This is a genomic window from Athalassotoga sp., assembly GCF_049965695.1.
Taxonomy (GTDB): domain Bacteria; phylum Thermotogota; class Thermotogae; order Mesoaciditogales; family Mesoaciditogaceae; genus Athalassotoga.
Genome location: NZ_JBMFWB010000030.1, coordinates 1 through 11,110, shown reverse-complemented (window position 1 = coordinate 11,110; position 11,110 = coordinate 1). Strand labels below are relative to the sequence as shown.

The window sequence follows — 11,110 nt, the reverse complement described above, 5'->3', positions numbered from 1 at the left end:
GCGAGAAGATGTACGTCTGGGATGTGTTGCTGAATGCAAATATATCACAAGTTGAATCATACGGGCGGTGATCAGTATTTTATCTTGCAAGTGGTTACGTTACAACTTTTGGATTTGGAGTTGGGGGATCGCTTGTTGAGCACTGGAAGATACAAAATATACCACTTTTATTTAAACAAACGCTTTACATAGACACTTCTCTTACAAGCATAGGATTATTTGATGTGGGAGCTAATTTTGGCTTTTACTACGAATTTTAGTGTTTTAAGTCCTTTTAAGCAAGAATTCTCCCATTTCTATAAGTGGGGGGAGTATGTCACCTTTCATGATACTGTGCCAAAGAATACGATTTGTGATCGCCTAAAAAGTTTTAGATACTTTGATTAGATTTTTTATAAGAGGTTGACATCTTATCTTTTTTGTGGTATATTTTTCGCAAGGTGGTAAAATGATGGATTTTTCTTTAAGCGTCATCTCTGAAAATAACAATTGGTGGTGGTACCGCACCCGATGCTAAGGGTGATGGTACTTTTTTGCCATAAAAAGTATCTGGCATCGGGGATCTTACAAAAAGATCCCCGATTTTTTATTTTAAAGAGATTGGAGGGATCATGGTGATTAAAGAAGCCATTTCTAAAATTGTCCTGGGAGAAGACCTTTCCCAAAAAGAGGCCAAACAAAGCATGGACGAAATAATGAGCGGAAATTCTCAGCCATCACAGATAGGTGCCTTTCTCGTTGCACTCAGGATGAAAGGTGAAACCGTTGACGAAATAACAGGCTTTGCGGAATCCATGAGAGAAAAAGCAAACAGATTGAACATCGATCCTGAATATGCCATAGACACATGCGGAACCGGCGGAGACGGTGGCAAAACATTTAACATTTCAACTGCCGTTGCGATAATAGCCGCGGCAGGTGACGTCAAGGTCGCGAAGCACGGAAACAGAGCATCATCAAGCAGAAGCGGCAGTGCGGACGTTTTAAGAGCACTCGACGTTGAAATAGAAATGGATCCGCAAATGGTAAAAACGGAAATAGAAAACGTAGGTTTCGGATTTTTATTTGCTCAAAAGTATCATACTGCGATGAAATACGTTGCCGATATAAGAAGAGAACTCGGCGTAAGAACCGTGTTCAACGTGCTTGGTCCCATAACAAATCCGGCCTTTGTGAAAGGACAACTTTTGGGCGTTTACGATCGAAATCTTGTCCATCCGCTTGCAAAGGTACTTTTGAAACTCGGATGCGAAAGGGCGATGGTGGTTCACGGAGAAGATGGTCTTGATGAGATAACGACGACATCACGCACCTTCGTAAGCGAAGTCAAAGATGAAAAAATCATGGATTACATCATCGATCCTCATGATTTTGGCATTCCATATGCAAATTTAGGCGAAATAGCAGGCGGTGATCCACAGATAAATGCCATGATAATAAAAGAGATCTTTGAAGGCAAAAAAGGCCCGAAAAGGGACATCGTTGTCCTAAACGCCGCAGCGGCACTTTACGTTGGAAAGACTGTCAAAAATTTGAAAGCAGGAATTTCAGCGGCAAAATCGATTTTGGACTCCGGATTGGCACTTGAAAAACTTGATCAGATAGTGAAATTCGGAAAGGTGAGATTATGATACTCGATGAAATAGTAAGATACAAACTTTCAAAAGTCGAGTTGCAGAAAAAGCAACAACCACTTGAACCGATAAAAGCATCATTAAAAATTGAAAAAAGAGATTTCAAAGGTGTCCTTTCAAAAGATCGTATCTCCATAATCGCGGAAATAAAAAAGGCCTCTCCATCGAAGGGCATAATACAAAATGATTTCTCTCCGAAAAAACAGGCGCAAATTTACGATTCGGCGAATATCGATGCGATCTCGGTTTTGACCGAAGACAAATATTTCAAAGGAAAAGACGAATATCTGAAATTAGTCAGAGATGAAACAAAAAAGCCGGTTCTACGAAAAGATTTCATCGTCGATGAGTATCAAATAACGGAATCCAAACTTCTCGGTGCGGATGCCGTTCTGCTCATAGTCGCAATTCTTCAAAACAAACTCAAAAAATTCAACGAACTTGCAAAGTCTTCAGAACTTGATTGCCTCGTTGAAGTGCACGATGAAAAAGAACTTGAAACGGCACTTGATTGCGGATGTGAGATCATAGGCATAAACAACAGAAATTTAAAAGATTTCAGCGTCGATCTTAAGACAACAGAACGTCTTATTCGGAATATTCCCAATCATGTTACGATCGTGTCCGAAAGCGGCATAAAAACGGCAGATGACGTAAAATATCTTTCTTCGATCGGCGTGGATGCCGTGCTTATCGGAGAAACCTTTATGAGAATGAGCAAAGATGAAATTTTAAATTTCATCGGTGAAATAAGGTCGATATGAATGACAAAAATAAAAATTTGCGGATTGAGAAGAATTGAAGATATCGAATACGCAAATCGACTCAGACCCGATTATGTTGGTTTTGTTTTTTCCCAAAGCAAAAGGATCGTAAGCAAAGAAAAGGCAAAAACGCTCATTGCGAGCCTTGATGCCGGCATAAAACGTGTGGGGGTATTTGTCAATGAGAAGATGGATTTTGTTTATGATATCACAACATCACTTAACCTTGACGTTATTCAGTTACACGGAGACGAAGACGAATCTTACATCGGAAACTTAAAGAAAATCTTCGATACCGAAATATGGAAAGCGTTAAGAGTAAAAGCCTCAGAAGACCTTGTATTTGAAACGAATGCAGATAAAATTTTAATTGAAAGTTTTGTGAAAGGTGCTTACGGCGGAACGGGCATCAGTTTTGACTGGAATTCAGTCAAAAATTTCGAATTCAGAAAACCTTTGATACTTGCGGGCGGTTTGAACACATCAAACGTTGAAGAAGGCATAAGAAAAGTCAGGCCATACGCTGTGGACGTTTCAAGCGGTGTTGAAACCGATGGATACAAAGATTTTGAAAAAATGAAAGAGTTCATCGAGAAGGTGAGAAGTTTATGAAGGGAAGATTTGGAAAATTCGGAGGGCAGTATGTGCCGGAAACGCTTATGAATGCGTTGATCGAACTTGAAGACGAATTTGAAAACGCCATGAAAGATGAAGAATTTTTGAAAACATACAGATATTATTTAAAAGAATATTCGGGAAGACCTACCCCGCTTTATTACGCCGAAAATCTCACACAAACACTCGGGGGTGCAAAGATATACCTCAAAAGAGAAGATTTGAACCATACCGGTGCCCATAAGATAAACAACGTACTCGGCCAGATTCTGCTCGCAAAAAGAATGGGCAAAAAAAGGGTTATAGCCGAAACAGGAGCAGGCCAGCACGGCGTTGCCACTGCGACTGGAGCGGCGAAATTCGGAATGGAATGTGAAATTTTCATGGGAGAAGAAGACATAAGACGTCAATCGTTAAATGTATTCAAAATGAAATTGCTCGGTGCGCAGGTAACACCGGTTAAAACCGGTACCCAGACGCTGAAAGATGCCGTAAACGAAGCGATAAGAAACTGGGTTTCAAATGTGGATACAACCTTTTACATCATGGGATCTGTTGTCGGTCCCCATCCATATCCAACGATGGTAAGAGATTTTCAAAGGGTAATAGGGGACGAGGCAAGATCTCAAATTCTCGAAAAAGAAGGAAGATTGCCGGATTACATAGTGGCATGCGTCGGAGGCGGAAGCAACTCCATGGGTATTTTTTATCCTTTTATCGAAGATAAAGACGTTCAATTGATAGGCGTTGAAGCAGGTGGAATGGGCATAGAAAGCGGGCGGCACGCGGCAACCTTTTACGGAGGTTCGACAGGAGTGCTTCATGGCATGATGACTTACATCCTTCAAGATGAAGAAGGACAGATCCTGCCGGTATATTCGATTTCGGCCGGCCTTGATTACCCCGGGGTTGGACCCGAACACGCATACCTCAAAGAAAGCGGAAGGGCAAAATACGTTTACGCAACCGATAAAGCGGCACTTGATGCTTTTATGACCCTTTCCAAGATCGAAGGGATAATTCCCGCACTCGAAAGCGCCCACGCAGTCGCACATGCCATGAAACTTGCACCGACCCTTGACAAAGATAAGATAATAATAGTAAACCTTTCAGGTCGTGGCGATAAAGACGTGGATATAGTCTCCAAATTCATGGGGGTGAAATTATGAACAGCATAAATGAAAAGTTCTCATACCTCAAAACGAATAAACAAAAAGCGCTCATAACTTTCATAACAGCCGGCGATCCCGATGCTGGCACTACGGTAAAAGCCATCAAAAGCATGGAAGAGGCCGGTGCGGACATAATTGAGATCGGCATACCTTATTCAGATCCGCTTGCAGACGGACCAACAATTCAGGCCTCTTCAACGAGGGCCTTAAAAATGGGAATTAAAATTCCGGCCATAATGGATATAGTCAAAAAAACAAGAAAAATCAGCGAAGTGCCACTTGTCTTCCTTGTTTACTACAATTCGATCTTCAAATACGGCATAGAAAAATTTCTCGAAGAATCAAGCAAAGCGGGAATAGATGGAATCATAATACCCGATCTTCCCATAGAAGAAAGGGCGGGAATATCCGATTTGATGGGTAAAAAAGGCATAATTCTTATACCGCTTGTGGCACCGACCTCCCGGGAAAGAATACGTGCCATCGTTGAGAATGCGGATGGGTTTGTGTATTGTGTTTCCGTCAACGGTGTAACCGGCGCAAGAGAAAAAATAGGCACGGATCTCAAATCTTACATGAATACCATCGCCCAATTCACAGATGTGCCGCGCGCTCTTGGCTTTGGCATATCAAGTGCGGCCATGATAAGAGAGGTGAAGGATTACTGCGACGGCGTGATCGTCGGCAGTGCCATAATCAACGTGATGTCTCAATTTGAAGACAGAGACGAAATGCTTGAAAATCTCAAAAAGTTCGTCTCTGAGTTGAAAAATGGTCTTTCAGAGGTGAAAATATGAAATTCAACCTATCAAAAGAGATTTTTGAACGATACAAAAAAGAAAAGAAAGTCTTTCCATTCTACCTCGAGATGAACGGCGATGAAATAACTCCAATAAGCATTTTTTACAATTTATCCGGAAAAAATAAATTTTTGCTCGAAAGTGCCGAATACGAAAAAGGAACCGGAAGATATTCTTTCATCGGATCGGATCCATACATGAAAATAAGCAGTTATTCTAATAAGATATCGATAGAAAACGGATCCGAAATCCATGAAACAGGTAAAATTTTGGATATCTTAAAAAACACGATGAACTTCAATTACGATCCGATTAACATGAAAATTCCATTCACCGGAGGTGCCATCGGTTACATCGGGTACGACGTAATACGCCAGTACGAATTTTTACCGGATAAAAACGATGACGAATTGAAGGTACCGGAGGCATATCTCATGTTTTACAAACAATTCATCTGCTACGATCATCTGACACACAAGGCTTTCATCGTTAAAAACATATTTGAAAATGATAATTACCAGGACAGCGTGGACGAGATCTCAGCGCTTTCATCTACGTTGCTTAAACCGAACGGGATCCATGAACTTCCGGATACGCGCGACGGAAAACATTTTACCTCCAATTTCACCGAAGCGCAGTTTTGCTCAATAGTGGATAAAGCCAAAGAATACATTAAAAACGGAGATATATTTCAGGTGGTCCTGTCCCAAAGACTCGAGATCGAAAATCACTCCGATCCTTTTGACGTTTACAGAAGGCTAAGATCTCTCAACCCTTCTCCTTACCTGTTTTACATAGACTTTGGAAATTTTCAATTGGCCGGTTCTTCTCCGGAAAGTCTTGTAAACGTCTTTGGAGACAAAGTCATAACAAACCCGATAGCAGGCACAAGGCCGAGAGGAAAGAACGAACTGGAAGATTCGAAACTTAAAGAAGAACTCACAAAAGACGAAAAAGAGCGCGCCGAACATCTCATGCTTGTTGATCTCGGGAGAAACGATATAGGCAAGATCAGCGAATTTGGGTCGGTTAAGATGGAAAGATTCATGGAAGTTGATTTTTATTCTCACGTCATGCACATGGTTTCAAAGATAAGCGGAAAACTCAAAAAAGGACTTGGTCCTTTTGATGCGCTTATTTCATGCCTGCCGGCAGGGACTGTTTCAGGCGCACCGAAGGTGAGGGCAATGGAAATAATAGACGAACTTGAAAAGACAAGAAGATCCTTTTACTCCGGATCAACCGGTTACTTTTCTTACAATGGAAATATGGACATGTGCATAACCATAAGGACGATCCTTTTCAAAGGCGAAAAATCTTACATTCAGGCAGGAGCGGGAATAGTGTATGATTCCGATCCTCACGGGGAATACATAGAAACCTTGAACAAATTGAAAGCACTCGAGGAGGCGATATGAATGGTACTCTTGATAGACAACTACGATTCTTTCACTTATAACCTCTACCAGTACATAGGAGAAATCGAAAAGGACGTCAAAGTCGTTAGGAATGACAAGATAACGGTTGATCAGGTAAAAGAAATGAAGCCCAACAGAATAGTCATATCTCCGGGACCTGGTCGACCTGAAAACGCTGGTGTATGCGTTGATCTTATCAAAGGAATAAAAGATATTCCTATCTTAGGCATATGTCTCGGCCATCAGGCAATAGGATACGCTTACGGAGGGAAAATAATACATGCTCCTGAAATAAAGCACGGAAAAACATCAAAGATAATCCACGAAAATCGTTATATTTTTGAAAATGTGAAAAATCCGTTCATCGCCATGAGATATCATTCCTTAATAATCGAAAGATCGACGATTCCAAAAACACTTGTCATAACAGCCCAAACGGACGATGGCCTTGTCATGGGCGTACGTCACAAAACATATCCGGTTTACGGTCTTCAATTTCATCCCGAGTCGATAATGACAGAATATGGAAAAAAGATGATAGAAAACTTTATTTCCAAGATCAATTTCTGAAATAGACATTCGATTTTAAACATAACTTGGTATATAATAAAATCTGAATGCTTATCGACGGAGGTAGAGATGGACAGTAAAAAGAAAGCGATCATATTCATACTTCTGCTTGGTTTCGTTAGCCTTTTTGCCGATATGACCCATGAATCGGCGAGAAGCATAAACGGGCCATTTATGTCAATGCTTGGCGCAAGCGCCCTTGTCGTTGGACTTGCCGGTGGTCTCGGAGAATTCGTCGGATACGCACTTAGATTCATAACGGGCTACGTCGTCGACAGGACAAAATCTTACTGGCTTTTGACGATAATTGGATATGCGATAAATCTTTTTGCCGTTCCTTTGATGGCACTTGCCTGGAACTGGCAAATAGCGTTTTTACTCATAATAATAGAAAGATTTGGCAAGGCTTTCAAAAATCCGCCAAGAGACGTCATGCTTTCTTTTGCAACCAAAGAAGTTGGCAGAGGAAAAGGTTTTGGCCTTCACAAAGTCATAGACCAAATTGGAGCCATAATCGGTCCGTTGTTTGTCGCTCTGATTTTGTTTTTGAAGCCTAACGATTATAAACTTGGATACACTTTCATGCTTATTCCAGCGATTATAGCGATGATAATACTTCTTGTCTCGATGAGGCATTATCCAAAACCTTACGAGATGGAAGAAAGCAATCCGCCACAAGATGCCTCCAAAGAGCGGAAACATGAAAATACAGGCAAATTAAACAAAAGATTCTGGATCTATTCAATATTCGTAACCTTAACCATGATGGGTTTTGCCCATTTCATGATAATATCTTACCACTTTGGCAAAAATCAGATACTTTCAGATGCCATGATACCGATAATCTTTGCCGTGGCAATGGGAACTGAAGGACTTGCCGCATTCATCATAGGCAGGGTATATGACAGAATTGGCTTTAAATCTTTGCTTTTGATTCCTTTGCTTGCAATCGCAGTAACACCGCTTGTCTTTTCGTTTGGCTATGCGCTTGCCATAGTCGGCATGATACTTTGGGGAATAGTGCTTGGCATCCAAGACACAGTACTCAGAGCATCGATCGCGGACATCATTCCTGCTGACTCGAGAGGAAAGGCTTACGGACTTTTCAACATATTTTACGGTGGTGCATGGCTTATTGGAAGCACACTCATGGGAGCACTTTACGACATCTCGATATCGTACGTTGTCATCTTTTCAATTGTCCTCGAGGTCGCATCTATACCTTTTATGCTGTACATGTGGAATCATTCCAGCAACGTGACTGCATAACTGCGAGTGACATGCTCCCACCACTTATAGAAGTGGGAGAATTCTTGCTTAAAAGAGCGTTAAAAAGGAGGCTGGTCAAGATGTACAGCAAAGAAAATTTTATAATCATCCTTATTGACATTTATCCATTCAAATTGTATACTGTACAGTAAGTTACTGTGCAGTATACAAGAGGTGAAAAAGTCATGCGCTTTTTCAACAGAACAGAAGAAACGGCATTTCTGAAAAAAATCAAAGATCAAAATGGAAAGCACATGATCGTACTTTATGGTCCAAGAAGGATTGGTAAAACATATCTTTTGAGAAATGCCTATCCCGAGGCGAATTATTTTTTTGTCGATACGAGATCATCTGAAACTCTTCTTAAAGATTTCTCAAGACGGATTTTTGATGGATCTTTTGAGAACTGGGATGCTTTTTTTAAATATCTTTTGAATTCCAAAAGAATCGTGATAATCGACGAATTTCAAAATTTCCTTAGAGTTGATCCTTCGATTTTTTCCATTCTACAAAATGTTTGGGATAGTACGGAGTCGAATATTTTACTGATACTGTCGGGGTCTTACGTGGGAATGATGAAGAAAATCTTTCTCGATCTAAAAGAGCCTCTTTTTGGCAGAAGTGAATATTTGATTCAATTGAAAGAATTCAATTTTTTCGGAGTCTTTGAAATGTTGAAAAATTTTGGATACACTCTCGAAGAAACAATCACGTGGTATGCCATACTTGGAGGAGTTCCAAAATACCTTTGGTACCTTGAAAGTAAAAAACCTTTTGAGACCCTAATCGAAGAACTTTTCTTTGGCAATTTTGCACCTTTAAAAGAAGAGGGCAAAAATCTGCTTGTAGGAGAATTTGGTACAGAACATCCGGGATATTTTGCGGTGCTCGAAGGAATAGGATATTTTGACAGAGAAATAGGAGAAATATGCGATAGGACTAAGATGGAAAGAACAAAAGCCATGAAATACATAAACGAATTAATGACCCATTATGACATCGTTGAAAAAGTTGAAAATAAATTGTCGAAGTCAAAACGTGGCGCAAGATACAAAATAAAGGGAAATTTTCTGAGTTTCTGGTTTAAATACATATATTCAAATCAAGACACAATCGAATTTAACCCTAAATCGGCGCTTGATTTCACAATAAAAAACATAAATGAAATTATTGGAAGGACTTTCGAAGAAGTTGTGAAATTTCTGATGCCATTTTTTTATAAGAACGGCGTTATTCCGGTAATGCCGGAAAGCATTGGAAAACACTGGTTAAAGGCACCTGATGGCAAAGTTTACGAGTTTGATATAGTTGGAGAAACAAAAGATGTTTTAATTATCTTCGAATGTAAATGGAGAAACAAAAAAACATCAGAATCAGATCTCAACAATTTTATTCAAAAGTGTAAATTCATAAAAGATCAAAGAAAACATATTCTTGTTTTTGTTAGTAAATCTGGCTTTGAATCCAACAAAGATGATGAAATAATAAAAATAGATCTTGACATGATAGAAGAGATCGTCAACAAAGAATTCAACGTCATTTAACTGATTTTAAACTGAAAATGTTATAATAAAGTAAAGTCTTAAGAAGAAGGACATCTATGGCGTACAAAGATGTGATTTTGAAATATTTTTCTCATATTTCTCCTTATGAAATAGCAAAATTCATCGGCATAAATGACGTTAATGATGTTGAAAATCTTTCTGAAGAAATAAAAGATGTAAGAATATCTGATTTTCACGCCGACTTTGTTCTGAAGGCAGATAAAGAGATTGTTCATGTTGAATTTCAACAGGAAATGACGCCCGATGATCTCAACAGATTCTTTGTTTACAATGCGCTTTTAACCAGACAGTTTAAGGTGCCAGTAAAAACATACGTCATATATCTTGGTAGGTCGGATGTGCCAAAACAGATAATTCAAAATGAGATGGTGAAATTCGAGCCGGGTTTTATAAAAGTTTCACAGATGGATTCAAATGCCATTGTAGAGCACGCAAAAATGAAGTCTGGGAATATGATTGAAATGATTTTAATGCCTTTGATGAAAAATTGCAATAAAGAGTTGATAACAGAATTGATAGATGAAGAAGCAAAGATGAATGTAGATGTGAATCTAAGAGACGATGTGCTAACGTCCACGCTTGTTATAACCGCAACGGTTTACGAAAGAAGTTTTATAGAGGAATTAAAAAGGAGGCTGGTCAAGATGTACAGCGTCGATATTTTCGAAAAAGAAAGAAAAGAAGCAATAGAGCAAGGACTCCAACAAGGACTTCAGCAAGGGTTACAGCAAGGATTACAGCAAGGATTACAGCAAGGATTACAGCAAGGCATCGAGGAAGGAAAACTTCAGGCAATGAAAGATTACGCAGCCAAATTGCTGATAGCCAAGTTCAAAGACAAATACACAAAAGAGTTGAAGGGCAAAATTCAAAATGCTGATCCAGCGGTGTTGGACTACATAATTTCTCACATTTTCGATATAGATTTAGAAGAACTGAAAAAAATTTTATAATCATCCTTATTGACATTTATCCATTCAAGAAAAAGTTATGCACTTTTTTAACAGAGCCGAAGAAATGGAGAGCACATACTGAATTATTTTCGGTATTGAAATATTTAACGCCCTTTTAAGCAAGAATTCTCCCACTTCTATAAGTGGTGAGATGAATTGCTCTTTTGTTTATTATAACATCTTGACATTTCCTTTCTAAAGTGATGAAATATATTCAGTAAGTATACTTGACCAATTTTAAATATGAAAATCATTGGCTCCGCCAGGCGCCCGCTCGATGTCTGGTCCTCGCAGGCTGCGGAGGCCATCTCGGAGGCATCCTGCCCTTCGCTTAAATTAAATGAACATTC

Annotated in this window: 10 protein-coding genes; all 10 read left to right on the top strand. The window is 39.5% G+C overall.

Going from position 1 to position 11,110, the window contains the following annotated elements:
- Window positions 1-614 precede the first annotated feature (614 nt).
- The 10 genes from trpD (at window position 615) to ACP5NR_RS08280 (ending at window position 10,760) form a co-directional block, all read left to right on the top strand.
- Window positions 615-1,631, top strand: a complete 1,017-nt coding sequence (gene trpD, locus ACP5NR_RS08325; protein ID WP_428006297.1) for an anthranilate phosphoribosyltransferase — start codon at window positions 615-617, stop codon at window positions 1,629-1,631.
- Window positions 1,628-2,398: an indole-3-glycerol phosphate synthase TrpC gene (gene trpC, locus ACP5NR_RS08320; RefSeq protein WP_428006296.1), complete on the top strand. Its 771-nt coding sequence runs from the start codon at window positions 1,628-1,630 to the stop codon at window positions 2,396-2,398. Before trpD ends, trpC begins: the two co-directional genes overlap by 4 nt.
- Window positions 2,399-3,010: a phosphoribosylanthranilate isomerase gene (locus tag ACP5NR_RS08315; RefSeq protein ID WP_428006295.1), complete on the top strand. Its 612-nt coding sequence runs from the start codon at window positions 2,399-2,401 to the stop codon at window positions 3,008-3,010.
- Window positions 3,007-4,182, top strand: a complete 1,176-nt coding sequence (trpB, locus tag ACP5NR_RS08310) for a tryptophan synthase subunit beta (RefSeq protein ID WP_428006294.1) — start codon at window positions 3,007-3,009, stop codon at window positions 4,180-4,182. The genes ACP5NR_RS08315 and trpB overlap by 4 nt, the downstream gene beginning before the upstream one ends.
- Entirely contained in the window at window positions 4,179-4,982 is an 804-nt protein-coding gene (trpA, locus tag ACP5NR_RS08305) for a tryptophan synthase subunit alpha (RefSeq protein WP_428006293.1), read from the top strand. The genes trpB and trpA overlap by 4 nt, the downstream gene beginning before the upstream one ends.
- A complete protein-coding gene (trpE, locus tag ACP5NR_RS08300; RefSeq protein ID WP_428006292.1) occupies window positions 4,979-6,403 on the top strand; it encodes an anthranilate synthase component I in 1,425 nt (474 codons plus the stop codon). Before trpA ends, trpE begins: the two co-directional genes overlap by 4 nt.
- Window positions 6,404-6,973: an anthranilate synthase component II gene (locus tag ACP5NR_RS08295; RefSeq protein ID WP_428006291.1), complete on the top strand. Its 570-nt coding sequence runs from the start codon at window positions 6,404-6,406 to the stop codon at window positions 6,971-6,973. It begins immediately after the preceding gene.
- Window positions 6,974-7,042: 69 nt separating this feature from the next.
- Window positions 7,043-8,242 (top strand): MFS transporter, encoded by a 1,200-nt coding sequence (locus ACP5NR_RS08290; RefSeq protein ID WP_428006290.1) that lies wholly within the window; start codon window positions 7,043-7,045, stop codon window positions 8,240-8,242.
- A 185-nt stretch (window positions 8,243-8,427) separates the two neighbouring features.
- On the top strand, window positions 8,428-9,786 hold the full coding sequence (locus ACP5NR_RS08285) for an ATP-binding protein (protein WP_428006289.1): 1,359 nt from the start codon (window positions 8,428-8,430) through the stop codon (window positions 9,784-9,786).
- A 56-nt stretch (window positions 9,787-9,842) separates the two neighbouring features.
- Complete coding sequence (locus ACP5NR_RS08280) at window positions 9,843-10,760, top strand: hypothetical protein (RefSeq protein ID WP_428006288.1); 918 nt, start codon at window positions 9,843-9,845, stop codon at window positions 10,758-10,760.
- Window positions 10,761-11,110: the final 350 nt, after the last annotated feature.